Genomic DNA, 12776 nt, shown 5'->3' with positions numbered 1-12776 from the left:
GGAACGGGGAGGGGCCGCGCCATGCGCGGCCCCTTTTCCGTGGCGAAGGGGGTCAGGCGCACTCGACCGTGACATGCTCCATGCGGGGCAGCGCGCGCACCCGCCTGCGAACCGCCATGCCGTCCGCGCCGGGGGCCAGGCTGATGATGGCGGCATGGGCGTGAGGGCCGATGCGCCAGACATGCAGGTCGCGGATGGTTGCGCCCTCCGCCTCCGTTTCGCGCCGCACGGTCGCCATCAGCGCGGGCTCTGCGGTGTCGAGCAGGATGGCGGCGGTGTCCTTCATCAGCCCCCAGGCCCAGCGCGCGATGACTACCGCGCCCAGCAGGCCGACCGCCGGGTCCATCCACCACCAGCCCAGATAGCGACCGGCCAGCAGCGCCGCGATTGCCAGCACCGATGTCAGCGCGTCGGTCAATACATGGATATAGGCGGCGCGCAGGTTGTTGTCGGCATGGCCATGATCGTGGCCGTGATCATGCCCATGGTCATGGCTATGGTCGTGGCCCAGCAGGAAGGCGCTGATGATGTTGATGACCAGACCCACGACCGCCACCAGCGTTGCCTCGCCAAAGGCGACATGGATGGGCTGGAGGAAGCGCAGCGCCGATTCGACGGCGATGAACAGGGCGGTGACGCCCAGCAGCAGTGCGGAGGCGAAGCCGGCCAGATCGCCGACCTTCCCCGTGCCGAAGGTGTAGCGCGGATTGCGGGCGTGCCGTTTGGCATAGCCATAGGCCGCCGCCGCCACCGCCAGCGCGCCCGCATGGGTCGCCATGTGAAAGCCGTCGGCCAGCAGCGCCATCGATCCGGTGATCCAGCCGAAGACGATCTCCACGACCATCGTCGCGGCGGTCAGCCAGACGACCCAGAGCGTGCGCTTCGCATTCTGGTCATGTCCCGCGCTCAGATAGATATGGTCGAAATAGTGGCTTTCCTCCGTGTCGTCCGAAACGGCGGCGGCAGGTTCATGGCCATGATGATGTCCATGGTCGTGTCCATGCTCATGCCCATGCTTATGGCGGTGATCGTCGTGCATCGTCATTTCCCGTAACGGCGGATCAGTGCCAGCATTTCCTCGGTCGCTGCCGCGCGGGCTTCATCGGTGAGGCCCGGCCTTGCGACATGCTCGCGCATATGCTGCTCGATCAGTTCCTCCATCAGGCTGCCGACCGCGCCGCGCACGGACGCCACCAGCTGGAGCGTCTCCGAACAGCCTGCGTCGCCCGCCAGCTGCCGCTCGACGGCGGCGACCTGTCCGGCGATCCGGCGCACCCGCGCCAGCAGCTTGTCTCGATCCGCAATAATGTGCATAGGGTACCCCCCTATACTATATTTGGATGCGCGCCAAGGGGTGGATCGTGGGGTGATTTGTCCTAACAGGGGCATATGGCAAAGGATCTGGATTGTGACCTGGTGATCGTCGGCGGCGGGCTGGCGGGTGGGCTGATCGCGCTCGCCTTCACGGCGCTGCGACCCGACGTGCGGTTGCTGCTCGTCGAACAGGGGGAGCAGCCGGGCGGCAACCATGTCTGGTCCTTCTTCGACGGCGATGTGGCGAAGAAGGACCGGTGGCTGGTCGACCCCATGGTCGCCCATCGCTGGCCTCAGGGGCATGAGGTCCGCTTTCCCGGCCAGGCCCGGCGTCTGGACACCCCCTATAACAGCGTCACAACTGTCCAGTTCGCTGTCCATCTTAGGACTGTGCTGGGGGATCGCCTGCTGACCGGGGCGCAAGCGGGCGGCATCGCGCCCGACCATGTCGTGCTGGCCGACGGACGGACGATCCGCGCCAGCGCCGTCATCGACGCGCGCGGGGCGGGGGATCTGTCCGCTTTGCGCTGCGGCTGGCAGAAATTCGTCGGCCACGCGTTGCGCTGCGATGCGCCACACGGCATCGATCGCCCGGTCATCATGGACGCGACCGTGGAGCAGGAGGACGGCTACCGCTTCGTCTATCTGCTGCCCTGGGACGAGCGGACAATCTTCGTCGAGGATACCTATTACAGCAATTCGCCAGCCCTGGACGTCCCGGCTCTGGACGCCCGAATCGCTGCCTATGCGCGAGACAAGGGATGGCGCGCCGACCTGGTCCATCGCGAGCAGGGCGTTCTGCCCGTCGTCCATGGCGGCGACTTCGATCGCTACTGGCCCAAAGAGGATAAGGTCGCCCGCGCCGGTGTTCGCGCCGGGCTGTTCCAGCCGATGACCGGCTATTCGCTGCCCGACGCCGTCCGATTCGCGCTCTGGCTGGCGGACCAGCCCCTGGACGGCCTTCCTGCCGCCACCCGCGTCCATGCGGCCGCGCATTGGCGGCGGGGCGGCTATTATCGGCTGCTGGGCCGGATGCTGTTCGGCGCCGCCCGGCCCGACCAGCGCTGGCGCATATTCGCGCGTTTCTACCGCCTCGGCCCGGATTTGATCCAGCGTTTCTATGCTGGCCGTTCGACGCTGTCCGATCGCATCCGCATCTTGTGCGGACGCCCACCCGTGCCCATAAGGGATGCCATGCGAACATTGTGGAATGCGCCCGCCTGATGAACAGGACTGCGATCGTCATCGGCGCGGGCTTTGGCGGCCTGGCGCTTGCCATCCGCCTGCAATCTGCCGGCATCGACACGACCCTGGTGGAGGCGCGCGACCGTCCCGGCGGGCGCGCCTATATGTGGGAAAGGGACGGCTTCACCTTCGATGCCGGCCCGACCGTCATCACCGATCCCGATTGCCTGGCCGAACTGTGGCGCCTGTCGGGACATGACATGGCGCAGGATGTCACGCTGATGCCGGTGTCGCCCTTCTACCGGCTCAACTGGCGTGACGGCACCAATTTCGACTATTCCAACAATGAAGTCGCGCTGCGCGCCGAAATAGCGAAGCTCGATCCCGCCGATGTCGCGGGCTATGACCGCTTCTGCGATTATGCCGCCGGCGTCTTTGAGGAGGGCTATCGCAAGCTCGGCTCGGTCGCCTTCCTCGACTTCGCCTCCATGATCAAGGCGGCGCCCTCGCTTGCCAGATATCAGGCTTGGCGCTCGGTCTATTCCATCGTCGCATCCCATGTGAAGAACGAGAAGCTTCGCGAGGCACTGTCCTTTCACACGCTGCTGGTTGGCGGCAATCCGATGAAGACCAGCGCCATCTACGCCCTCATTCACAAGCTGGAAAAGGATGGTGGGGTCTGGTTCGCCAAAGGCGGCACCAACCGGCTGGTGCATGGCATGGCGACCCATTTCGAGCGGCTGGGCGGCACGCTGCGCCTGGGTGACGCCGTCACCCGCATCGAAACCTATGGGGACAAGGCGACGGCGGTCCACACCGCGTCGGGCTGGCGCGGGGAGGCGGACGCCATCGCCACCAATGCCGACCTGATGCACAGCTATCGCGATCTGCTCGCCCATCATCCGCGCGGCGCGAAGCAGGGGGAAAAGCTGGCGCAGAAACGCTGGTCGCCCAGCCTGTTCGTGCTGCATTTCGGCATCAAGGGCAGCTGGCCGGGCATCCCGCACCATATGATCCTGTTCGGGCCGCGGTATGAAGGGCTGCTCACCGACATCTACGATCATGGCGTGCTGCCGCAGGATTTCTCGCTCTATCTGCATCATCCCACCGTCACCGACCCGTCGATGGCGCCGGAAGGCCATTCGACCTTCTACGCGCTCGCGCCCGTGCCGCACATGGGCAAGCTTCCGATCGACTGGGACCAGTTCGCCCCGGCCTATGCCGAACGCATCCTGGACGAGATCCAGCACCGGCTGATCCCGGACATCAGATCGCGGATCGTCACCCGATTCCATTATGCGCCCAGCGATTTCGGGCGCGACCTGAACGCCCACATGGGCAGCGCCTTCAGCCTGGAACCGCTGCTGACCCAGAGCGCCTGGTTCCGCGCGCACAATCGCGACGATGTCATTCCCAACCTCTATCTGGTAGGGGCCGGCACCCATCCCGGCGCGGGCATCCCCGGCGTGGTGGGCAGCGCCAAGGCGACCGCAGCGCTGATGCTGGACGATCTGGGCAGGATATGATGAAGAGACTGGCGGTCTATTGCGGGTCGGCGACGCCGGCCGATCTCACTTATGTCGACGCGGCGCGCCACGTCGGGCGCACGCTGGCCGGGCGGGGCATCGGCGTCGTCTATGGCGGCGGACGCCTCGGCCTCATGGGCGCGGTGGCGGACGCAGCGCTGGAGGCGGGCGGCGAGGTGATCGGCGTGATCCCCGAGGCGCTGGTCGGCGCCGAAGTCGCGCACCGTGGCTGCACGGAACTGCACGTCGTGCAGACCATGCACCAGCGCAAGCAGCTCTTCACCGACCTGTCCGACGGCTTCGTGACGCTGCCCGGCGGCGTCGGCACGATGGACGAACTGTGGGAAGCGATCAGCTGGGCGCAGCTGGGCTATCATCAAAAGCCGGTCGGCCTGCTCAACGTCGCCGGCTTCTACGACCAGCTGATCGGCTTCAACCGCCAGATGGTGGAGGCCGGCTTCATCCGCGCGCAACATGCCGGCATCCTGATCCATCAGGACAGTATCGAGGCGCTTGTGGACGCGATGGCGGCCTATCAGCCGCACGAGACGATCTTCGCGATGAAGGCGGATCGGTTATGATCCGTTAGCCAAGTCCGGGTGACTTTCCGGGCCGGGCAGGGCATGGGACGGGTATGTCCACCGTTTCTCCAGACCGTGCCGCCCTCGTCGCCCATGCCCGCGACAGCATCGCACGCGGTTCCAAATCCTTCGCCATGGCGTCCAAGCTGTTCGACCGGCAGACCCGCGAACGCGCCTGGCTGCTCTATGCCTGGTGCCGCAAGTGCGACGACATTGCCGATGGGCAGGACCATGGCGGCACGCTGCGGGGCGTCGCCGACGGGCAGGCGCGGCTATCGACCATTCGGGTGCTCACCGACGCGGCGCTGCGAGGAGATCGGACCGGTGATCCGGCCTTTGACGGTTTCGGCGTCGTGATGCGCGAATGCGCGATCCCGGACCGCTATGCCCATGACCTGATCGAGGGTTTCGCGCTCGACGCGCGCGACTGGCGGCCCCGGTCTGAAGCGGACATGCTGCGCTATTGCTATCATGTCGCCGGCGCGGTCGGCTGCATGATGGCGGTGCTGATGGGCGTCGATCCGGCGGATGAGGCGACGCTTGACCGTGCCTGCGACCTCGGCCTCGCCTTCCAGCTCGCCAATATCGCGCGCGACATCAGCGAGGATGAGGCGGCGGACCGCTGTTACCTGCCCGAGGAGTGGCTGGTGGAGATGGATATTCCGCCGGGCGAGCATATGAAGCCCTGGGCGCGACCGCGCCTCGCGGTCCTTGCGCGCCGGCTGGCCGACATGGCTGCCGCTTATGAAGAAAGCGCCCGCCACGGTACGGGTGCCTTGCCGGCGCGCGCCGCCTGGGCGGTTCTGGCCGCCGCCGGCATCTATGGTGACATCGCCCGTGAGGTCGCACGCCGGGGCGAACAGGCCTGGGACCATCGCGTGGTGACACTCAGGCGCGAGAAGCTGGGCTGGGTGATCCGCGCCGGGCTTCAGGTGCCCGGCCGGGCCGGGCGCTGGCCGGCCGCCAGCCCCCGCTCCGCCGATCTGTGGACCCGGGCCCGCTGATTTCCGCGGGGCCGATGGCCTCCCGACGAAAAAATGGGCCGGTACTTTCGTACCGGCCCGAGGCATGTTCGCAGGAGGAACAAGGTGAGGCGGGCGGCCCTTGCCCGTCTGGCGGGCCGCCCTGCCAAACTCAGTAGTTGTAGGCGCGTTCGCCGTGGCTGGAGAGGTCTAGACCTTCCTGCTCGGCATCGGCGCTCGGACGCAGACCCATGGTCTTGTCGATCACGAAGTAGAGCACCGCGCTCAGCACGCCCGAATAGACCAGGGTGAAGAGCACCGCCTTGATCTGCGTGACGACCTGGGTCGCGATCGAGTAGCTGTCGGCGTTGAAGCCGGCCGGGAAGACGGTGTAGTCGAACACGCCCTGGCCGCCCAGCGACGGCGCCGCGACGATGCCGGTGGCGATCGCACCGACGATGCCGCCGATGCAGTGGACGCCGAACACGTCCAGGCTGTCGTCATACCCCATCTTGCCCTTCACGAAGGCGACGAAGATGTAGCAGATCGGCGAAACGACCAGACCCAGCACGATCGAGGTCATCGGCGCGCCCAGGCCAGCGGCCGGGGTGATCGCGACGAGGCCGGCAACCGCACCAGTCACGGCGCCCAGCAGCGAAGGCTTGCCATGGTGGAACTGTTCGACCAGCGCCCAGCTGACGGCCGCCGCGCAGGTGGCGAGCATGGTGTTGATGAAGGCGACGCCGGTGACGGCATTGGCTTCCAGGTTCGAGCCGGCGTTGAAACCGAACCAGCCGACCCACAGCAGCGAGGCGCCGATCATGGTCATGGTCAGCGAGTGGGGAGGCATGGGTTCCTTGGGGAAGCCGATGCGCTTGCCGATGATGAGGCAGCCCACCAGGCCGGCGATACCGGCATTGATGTGGACGACGGTGCCGCCCGCGAAGTCGAGCGCGCCCCAGCCCCAGAGCAGGCCGGCGTCGGTCGGTGCGTCAGCCAGGAAGTCCGGGCCGGCCCAGTACCATACCATGTGCGCCATCGGGAAATAGACGATGGTCAGCCACAGCACGACGAAGACGATCAGCGCCGAGAACTTCACGCGTTCGGCGAAAGCGCCGACGATGAGGGCTGGGGTGATCATCGCGAAGGTCATCTGGAAGACCACGAACACCAGTTCGGGCAGATACAGATTGTTGCTGAACGTCGCGGCATAGGTGGAGCTGCTGACGTTCATCAGGAATGCCTTGTCCAGGCCGCCGACCAGCCACGGCACTGGAGTGCTGGTGGAGGTGAAGGCCATCGAATAGCCCCAGCAGGCCCAGACCAGACCCGCGACCGACACGATCATGAACACCTGCATCAGGACGCTCAGCATATTCTTGGTGCGTACCAGGCCGCCGTAGAACAGGGCGAGGCCAGGGACCGACATCATCAGCACCAGCGCGGCGGAAATCAGCATCCAGGCGACGTCGCCCTTGTTGACCATGCCGGCCATGGCCGCAGCATCCGGCGCCTTGATCGGGCCGGCGGCGGCAAGCGCCGGAGATGCGGCGAGCAGGGAAAGGCCAAGCGCCCCCGCCACCCCGCAGAGTTTCTTGGAAAAGGTCATTATTTCCCCCTTCTTACAGCGCGGTTTCGCCGGTTTCGCCGGTGCGGATACGCACCGCCTGACCGACGTCGAGGACGAAAATCTTGCCATCGCCGATGGCGCCCGAATTGGCCGCGGCCTGTGTCGCTTCCACGACGCGCGGCGCGAGATCGTCGTCGCAGACCACCTCGACCTTGATCTTGGGAACCATGTTGGTCGAATATTCGGCGCCGCGGTAGATTTCGGTCTGGCCCTTCTGGCGACCAAAGCCCTTCACTTCGCTGACCGTCATGCCGGCGATGCCGAGCGAGGAAAGTGCCTCGCGGACATCGTCCAACTTGAACGGCTTGATGATAGCCATGACAAGTTTCATGTCGCCCCCTGTTACTGGTGTGCGGACCACTACCAGCAAGAGGCGTGCCAAATTGTCAAAGGCGGGTTAATGCGGGGCTTCGGTGCGACGGCACATGCTGCAGCTCCAAAAAATTGGGCAGCAGATGGATGCTGCCTAAAAAATGGGCAGGACAGGCGCTACCAGTGCAGGCCGTGTGAGGCCGCTTCCCGTTCCTCTGGTCGTGTTTCGCGCCCTAGCGCGTCATTGCGATGCGGAAACCGGCCGAAACGGGCGATGATCGAATGATGCTCGCGGGCGAACTCCAGCGACTGCGGGTCTCCGGCGCCTTCGAACAGGGTCAGCGACAATTGCTGATCCTCCAGCGCCTCGCTGTGCTGGAAAGGCATATAGAAGAACAGGCGCCCGGTGCCGCCGATCTGGATGTCATAGCCCTGGGCAATCGCGCCGCGCGCCACGCCCCGTGCGAGTGCGTCGGTGGCGAACGCCTGCGCCGCGCCGCGGAACATGTTGCGGGGGAGCTGGTCGAACAACAGCACGGCGGCGAGGGCATCGTCGGCCCGGTCGAGAAAAGCATCCGGTGGCAGCGCCTGCTTTTTCGCCCAGAGCGTCTCGAAGCGGGCAGCACAAAGCTTGTCTAGGGCGGGATCGTGGCTCCACCATCCGGCTTCCCCGACCTGGTTGAACCAAAAATCGAGCAACGCCGCCGCCCAGTCGGCCGTCACTGCATCGTGGCTGTCGGTCAGCATGTTCATGCTCCCTCAATCGATGGACGGCGAGGCGGTTCCGCCATTCGTGCCGCCCAAGGCTCAGGTCGCCGTGCCGCCGACGGTCAGCCCCTCCAGCAGCAGGCTCGGCTGGCCGACGCCGGCGGGCACGCTCTGCCCGCCCTTGCCGCACATGCCGATGCCTTCGTCCAGTGCCCAGTCATGGCCGATGCCGACCACCTTGGTGAGCGCGGTCGGCCCGTCACCGATCAGGGTCGCGCCCTTGATCGGGTCGCCCAGCTTGCCGTTCTCGACCTTGTAGGCCTCGGTGCAGGAAAAGACGAACTTGCCCGACACAATGTCGACCTGACCGCCGCCGAAGCTCTTGGCGAAGATGCCGGACTTCATGCGGCTCAGCAATTCTTCGGGGTCGTCCTTGCCGCCCTTGATGAAGGTGTTGGTCATGCGCGGCATGGGCGCATGGGCATAGCTTTCGCGACGTCCGTTGCCGGTCGGCGCGACGCCCATCAGCCGGGCATTGAGTCGATCCTGCATATAGCCCTTGAGGATGCCGTCCTCGATCAGGATATTTTCCTGGGTCGGCGTGCCCTCATCGTCGATCGACAGCGAGCCGCGGCGATCCATGATGCTGCCGTCGTCCACGACCGTGACGCCGGGCGCGGCGACGCGCTGCCCGATGCGACCGGAAAAGGCGCTGGTACCCTTGCGATTGAAATCGCCTTCCAGGCCATGGCCGATGGCTTCATGGACGAGCACGCCGGGCCAGCCCGAGCCGAGCAGCACGGTCATCTCGCCCGCCGGCGCGGCGACCGAGCGCATGTTGACGCGCGCCTGCGCCAGCGCTTCGTCGATCGCACGGTTCCAGATCCGGGCGTCCATCACCTGATCGTAGAGATAGCGGCCGCCAATCCCGAACACGCCGGTTTCGCGGCGGCCATTCTCCTCCAGGATGATGGAGACGTTGAGGCGCACCAGCGGGCGGATGTCGGTTGCGGTGAAGCCATCGGCGCGCACGATCTCGACCACCGACCAGCTTCCCGCCAGGCTCACCGATACCTGAGCGACCCGCGGGTCGCGGGCGCGGGCGGCCGCGTCGATCTCGGCGCAGAGCGCGACTTTCTCGGCGAAGGGGACGATCTCAAGCGGATTGGCGTCGGTATAGAGGTGGCGATTGGTGCGCTGCGGCGGCGGTGCGGGCTGACCCTTGGCCGGATCGAGCAGGGCAAGCGTCTGGGCTGCCTTGCGGATCGCCGCCTCGCTGATGTCGTTGGCGTGAGCGAAGCCCGTCATCTCGCCCGACACGCCGCGCAGGCCGAAGCCCGCATCGGTCGAATAGTCGGCGGTCTTCAATCGTCCGTCGTCGAAGCCGAAGCTCTCGCTCGCCCGATATTGCAGATAGAGTTCGCCGTCGTCGCACGCGGCCAGCGCCTGCGCGGTCAGGCGGCGCGCGCCATCGGGATCGAGCAGGCCCGGACGATAGAGCAGGCCACGGGCGTCAGTGAATTGCGAAACAGGATCGGTCATGCCGCCCGATATAGGGACGGCACGACCCAAGCCCAATGGAAAAATTAGAGGCTGGCGCCCGAGGCGATGTCCGGCTTGGTCGCGACATCGGCATTGTCGGCGACTCCGCCGATCAGCACGAAGCGGCGGTCGCAATAGCCGCAATCGACATAGCCATGCTCGTCAATCTCCAGGAAGACGCGCGGGTGGCCGAGGGCGGCGGGAATGTCCCCCGATCCGTCGCAGGAAACGCGGGACTTGGAGACTCGGATGATTTCAGGCGGCTGGATCATGGAAAGCGGCGTTAGCAGCGGCGAAGGTGCGCTGCAATATGCGGCGGTGCCTACATCAGCCGCCAGCGCGGCGGCGTGCAGGGCGTCTTGTCGTCCGTTACCGCCAGGGATGCCGGTTTCCCGTCGGTACAGTCCGTGGCGGCCATCACCGCGAAAGGTGACAGCATCAGCAGGACCGGGGCCAGGGTGCCGCCAAGGAAAACCGCGAATTGCATTGCGTAACAATGGCGCATCCATGCTTGCTGCATGATGAATGTTACGGCTGCGCATCGGGAGATGGGGCCGGGGTCGCCGGTACGGTCCCCCGGTAGGCTTCTTAAGCGAGGAAGATGGTGGGCGATGACGGGCTCGAACCGCCGACATTCTCGGTGTAAACGAGACGCTCTACCAACTGAGCTAATCGCCCCCGTGGGGAAGGGGCCTATCTAGGGCAATCGGGCCGTGGGTCAAGCGGTCAATCGGGCAGAGCGATCATCGGGCCAGCAGGCGGCGGCTGGCGCCGAACCAGCGCATCAGCGCTTCGGCCGTCTCCTGCGCCAGGGCGATGAAGACGCGGCGGCCATCCTGCGGGTCGGCCTGTCGTTCGACCAGTCCCTTGTCGGTCAGGGTGCGAATCCAGCGCAAGGCGGTGGTCGGCGGCACGGCGGCGGCGATGCACAGGCTGGAGACGGACACGCGCTCCTGCTCCAGCCGGGCGGCGAGCAGGTCGAGCAGCATGTCCCAGGCCGGGTCGGCGAACAGGTCGCCGGGCAGGAAATCGGCGCGGATGCGGCGCGCGCGGAGCAGGTCGCGCACCTGCTGCGGGGCGATGGCGGGCGCATCCGTCGGGCGCGGGGCGGCGCTGATGGGGGCGAGCGCGGGCATACCGATATAGTCGCTCGGCCGGTCGGAGATTCGCGGGCCGAGGTCGAAGGAGGGCGTGGCCAGGCGGTTGCGCTGGGTCAGCGCGTCGATGGTGCGGGCGAGGCGGCCCACTTCCTCGCTCAATTGCTGGAGGCGGGCGCTTTCCCGGTCGATCTCATGGACATGGCCGGGCATCGGCCGGCGCTCGCCCGCCGTCACCAGCGCGGCGGCGAGTTCGGTGCGGTCCGGGTCGCACAGCAACTGGGTATAGGGGCTGCGGACACAGGCAAAGGCGAGTTCCACCGTGTCCCAGCCCGCGACGAGGATCACGCCCGTGCCCGACTGGATCGCCTGGGTTTCGACCTGGACCAGCAGCCGCTCCAGCGTGGGGGTGGCCGAGGGACAGAAGAGCAGCAGCGTGTCGCAATGGGTCTGGTCATCGAGCCGGGCGGGGGCGTCAGCCAGACTGGTCGTCCCGAGCAGGCGCAGGCCGGCCGCGTCGGCCACCGGCAGGATGTCATCCCGGTCCACCCGGTCGCCCACCACCAGCAGGCCGGCGCGATCGTCCCGCACTGCGATCGGCTCCGCGTCGCCGACAAAGGCGCCATTGGCAGGCAAGGCGTAGGAAAAATCTTCCGTCATGTCCGAATCCCGTTCTAGCTTCGTTCCGGAGACTAAAGCAAGAACGGATCGGTTCAGCCGGATATTCGGCCGTTCCGGACATAAGCTGGCGGCATGTCCCGGAGCCCGCCTTGCCGCCTTGCCCGGATCGATCCGATTTTCGTCCGACCTGGCTTCATTGTTCGCCCGCTTTGGAGGAAGTGCCCCATCCGGTCGGGCCTGGGCGCTTATTCATCCATTATGGAGTCAATCGTTACACGCCCGTGGCGCGCGCGAAATCGATATAGAGGGCGCGCAGCCGCATCGCGATCGGGCCGGGCGCGCCGTCGCCGATCGTCTGCCCGTCGATCATGACCACCGACTGGCAGAGGGTCGACGCGCTGGTGATGAAGGCTTCCCTTGCGGCGAGCGCCTCGGCCACGGTGAAGGGGCGGCGGATGACGGAGAGGCCGCTCTCCTCCGCCAGCGCGGCGAGCGCCGACCCGGTGCAGCCCGCCAGCACCGCCTGGCTGTAGGGGCGGGTGATGATGCCTTCGTCGGTGACGATGAAGGCGGTGGAGGAGGCGCCTTCGGTGACGAAGCCGTCCTCGACCATCCAGGCCTCCTGCGCGCCGGCGTCGCGCGCGGCCTGCTTGGCCATGGCCTGGGCGAGCAGGCCCACGCTCTTGATGTCGCGCCGCGCCCAGCGCTGGTCGGGCATGGTGGCGACGGCGATGCCGGTCCGGACGGCGGGGGTGTCGAGGAAGGGCCTGTCCTGCACGAACATGAACAGGGTCGGTTGCAGGCCGGCGGGGGCGATGAAGTCGCGGGTCGTATCGGCGCCGCGGGTGATCTGGAGATAGACCAGCCCTTCGGTCAGTGCGTTGCGGGCGACGAGTTCCTGCTGCGCCGCCTCGATCGCTGCCAGCGTCATCGGCAGGGCGATGCCGATGGCGGCCGTCGACCGATCCAGCCGGGCGAGGTGGCTGGCGCTGTCGACCAGCTTGCCGTCAATCACGGCGGCGACTTCATAGATGCCGTCGGCGAAGAGGAAACCGCGATCGAGCGGCGAGATGCGGACTTCGTCCAGCGGCAGGTAGCTGCCGTTCAGATAGGCGACGGACATGGGCGATCCTTGAGACTGGCGTTGGCGGCTGCTTTTGCCGCTGGGGCGGGCAGGGTCAAGCCGGGCGCCGGGTGATAGACGACGCAATTTCGGGAATAGGAGGTCACGGTTGGTGATCGCGCCGAAGTTCACGGTGTCGCAGGGAATTTTTCCGGGGCGATCGGCGGCGTTTTTG

14 protein-coding genes and 1 tRNA gene are annotated in these 12776 nt (G+C 66.5%); 4 read left to right on the top strand and 11 right to left on the bottom strand.

All coding sequences use genetic code 11. From position 1 onward, the window contains the following. Positions 1–52 precede the first annotated feature (52 nt). Positions 53–1045, bottom strand: a complete 993-nt coding sequence (gene dmeF, locus A7Q26_RS21795; RefSeq protein ID WP_066864433.1) for a CDF family Co(II)/Ni(II) efflux transporter DmeF — start codon at positions 1043–1045, stop codon at positions 53–55. Beyond that, the gene (locus A7Q26_RS21790; RefSeq protein WP_066864430.1) at positions 1042–1314 is read right to left on the bottom strand and encodes a metal/formaldehyde-sensitive transcriptional repressor; all 273 of its coding nucleotides are present in this window, start codon (positions 1312–1314) and stop codon (positions 1042–1044) included. Before A7Q26_RS21790 ends, dmeF begins: the two co-directional genes overlap by 4 nt. Positions 1315–1389: 75 nt before the next feature. Between A7Q26_RS21790 and crtY the strand changes: the two genes are divergently transcribed. Genes crtY through A7Q26_RS21770 form a run of 4 tightly spaced genes read left to right on the top strand, consistent with a single transcriptional unit; the run spans position 1390 to position 5610 of the window. Further along, the gene (gene crtY, locus A7Q26_RS21785) at positions 1390–2538 is read left to right on the top strand and encodes a lycopene beta-cyclase CrtY (protein WP_066864428.1); all 1149 of its coding nucleotides are present in this window, start codon (positions 1390–1392) and stop codon (positions 2536–2538) included. Continuing rightward, positions 2538–4025 (top strand): phytoene desaturase, encoded by a 1488-nt coding sequence (locus tag A7Q26_RS21780; RefSeq protein WP_066865260.1) that lies wholly within the window; start codon positions 2538–2540, stop codon positions 4023–4025. Before crtY ends, A7Q26_RS21780 begins: the two co-directional genes overlap by 1 nt. Further along, positions 4025–4606 (top strand): TIGR00730 family Rossman fold protein, encoded by a 582-nt coding sequence (locus A7Q26_RS21775; protein ID WP_066864426.1) that lies wholly within the window; start codon positions 4025–4027, stop codon positions 4604–4606. Before A7Q26_RS21780 ends, A7Q26_RS21775 begins: the two co-directional genes overlap by 1 nt. A gap of 53 nt (positions 4607–4659) precedes the next feature. After that, positions 4660–5610 carry a phytoene/squalene synthase family protein gene (locus tag A7Q26_RS21770; RefSeq protein ID WP_066864423.1) on the top strand — a complete coding sequence of 317 codons (951 nt, stop codon included), beginning with the start codon at positions 4660–4662 and terminating at the stop codon, positions 5608–5610. A gap of 130 nt (positions 5611–5740) precedes the next feature. Here the strand turns inward: A7Q26_RS21770 and A7Q26_RS21765 are convergent, their stop codons facing one another. From A7Q26_RS21765 to A7Q26_RS21730, 9 genes are all read right to left on the bottom strand, one after another. Continuing rightward, positions 5741–7177 carry an ammonium transporter gene (locus A7Q26_RS21765; RefSeq protein ID WP_066864421.1) on the bottom strand — a complete coding sequence of 479 codons (1437 nt, stop codon included), beginning with the start codon at positions 7175–7177 and terminating at the stop codon, positions 5741–5743. Between the two features lie 13 nt (positions 7178–7190). Next, the gene (locus tag A7Q26_RS21760) at positions 7191–7529 is read right to left on the bottom strand and encodes a P-II family nitrogen regulator (protein ID WP_037476545.1); all 339 of its coding nucleotides are present in this window, start codon (positions 7527–7529) and stop codon (positions 7191–7193) included. A gap of 158 nt (positions 7530–7687) precedes the next feature. After that, entirely contained in the window at positions 7688–8263 is a 576-nt protein-coding gene (locus tag A7Q26_RS21755; protein WP_066864414.1) for a DUF924 family protein, read from the bottom strand. A gap of 54 nt (positions 8264–8317) precedes the next feature. Further along, entirely contained in the window at positions 8318–9760 is a 1443-nt protein-coding gene (gene tldD / locus A7Q26_RS21750) for a metalloprotease TldD (protein WP_066865256.1), read from the bottom strand. Positions 9761–9804: 44 nt separating this feature from the next. Further along, the gene (locus A7Q26_RS21745) at positions 9805–10032 is read right to left on the bottom strand and encodes a zinc-finger domain-containing protein (protein ID WP_066864413.1); all 228 of its coding nucleotides are present in this window, start codon (positions 10030–10032) and stop codon (positions 9805–9807) included. Between the two features lie 50 nt (positions 10033–10082). Then, positions 10083–10247, bottom strand: a complete 165-nt coding sequence (locus tag A7Q26_RS25415) for a hypothetical protein (protein ID WP_157102651.1) — start codon at positions 10245–10247, stop codon at positions 10083–10085. Positions 10248–10362: 115 nt separating this feature from the next. Next, a tRNA-Val gene (locus A7Q26_RS21740) sits at positions 10363–10438 on the bottom strand. Between the two features lie 65 nt (positions 10439–10503). Then, positions 10504–11517 carry a MarR family transcriptional regulator gene (locus A7Q26_RS21735; protein WP_066864412.1) on the bottom strand — a complete coding sequence of 338 codons (1014 nt, stop codon included), beginning with the start codon at positions 11515–11517 and terminating at the stop codon, positions 10504–10506. A 232-nt stretch (positions 11518–11749) separates the two neighbouring features. Further along, complete coding sequence (locus A7Q26_RS21730; protein WP_066864411.1) at positions 11750–12601, bottom strand: D-amino-acid transaminase; 852 nt, start codon at positions 12599–12601, stop codon at positions 11750–11752. Positions 12602–12776 lie beyond the last annotated feature (175 nt).

Source organism: Sphingobium sp. TCM1 (assembly GCF_001650725.1).
Classification (GTDB): Bacteria; Pseudomonadota; Alphaproteobacteria; order Sphingomonadales; family Sphingomonadaceae; genus Sphingobium.
The sequence above is the reverse complement of the archived record's forward strand: the minus strand, read 5'-3'. Positions and strand labels throughout refer to the sequence as shown.

Excerpts from the sequence above, each read along its gene's own strand:
- dmeF (WP_066864433.1), bottom strand. The coding sequence starts at position 1,045 with ATGACGATGCACGACGATCACCGCCATAAGCATGGGCATGAGCATGGA.
- A7Q26_RS21790 (WP_066864430.1), bottom strand. The coding sequence starts at position 1,314 with ATGCACATTATTGCGGATCGAGACAAGCTGCTGGCGCGGGTGCGCCGG.
- crtY (WP_066864428.1), top strand. The coding sequence starts at position 1,390 with ATGGCAAAGGATCTGGATTGTGACCTGGTGATCGTCGGCGGCGGGCTG.
- A7Q26_RS21780 (WP_066865260.1), top strand. The coding sequence starts at position 2,538 with ATGAACAGGACTGCGATCGTCATCGGCGCGGGCTTTGGCGGCCTGGCG.
- A7Q26_RS21775 (WP_066864426.1), top strand. The coding sequence starts at position 4,025 with ATGAAGAGACTGGCGGTCTATTGCGGGTCGGCGACGCCGGCCGATCTC.
- A7Q26_RS21770 (WP_066864423.1), top strand. The coding sequence starts at position 4,660 with ATGTCCACCGTTTCTCCAGACCGTGCCGCCCTCGTCGCCCATGCCCGC.
- A7Q26_RS21765 (WP_066864421.1), bottom strand. The coding sequence starts at position 7,177 with ATGACCTTTTCCAAGAAACTCTGCGGGGTGGCGGGGGCGCTTGGCCTT.
- A7Q26_RS21760 (WP_037476545.1), bottom strand. The coding sequence starts at position 7,529 with ATGAAACTTGTCATGGCTATCATCAAGCCGTTCAAGTTGGACGATGTC.
- A7Q26_RS21755 (WP_066864414.1), bottom strand. The coding sequence starts at position 8,263 with ATGAACATGCTGACCGACAGCCACGATGCAGTGACGGCCGACTGGGCG.
- tldD (WP_066865256.1), bottom strand. The coding sequence starts at position 9,760 with ATGACCGATCCTGTTTCGCAATTCACTGACGCCCGTGGCCTGCTCTAT.
- A7Q26_RS21745 (WP_066864413.1), bottom strand. The coding sequence starts at position 10,032 with ATGATCCAGCCGCCTGAAATCATCCGAGTCTCCAAGTCCCGCGTTTCC.
- A7Q26_RS25415 (WP_157102651.1), bottom strand. The coding sequence starts at position 10,247 with ATGCAATTCGCGGTTTTCCTTGGCGGCACCCTGGCCCCGGTCCTGCTG.
- A7Q26_RS21735 (WP_066864412.1), bottom strand. The coding sequence starts at position 11,517 with ATGACGGAAGATTTTTCCTACGCCTTGCCTGCCAATGGCGCCTTTGTC.
- A7Q26_RS21730 (WP_066864411.1), bottom strand. The coding sequence starts at position 12,601 with ATGTCCGTCGCCTATCTGAACGGCAGCTACCTGCCGCTGGACGAAGTC.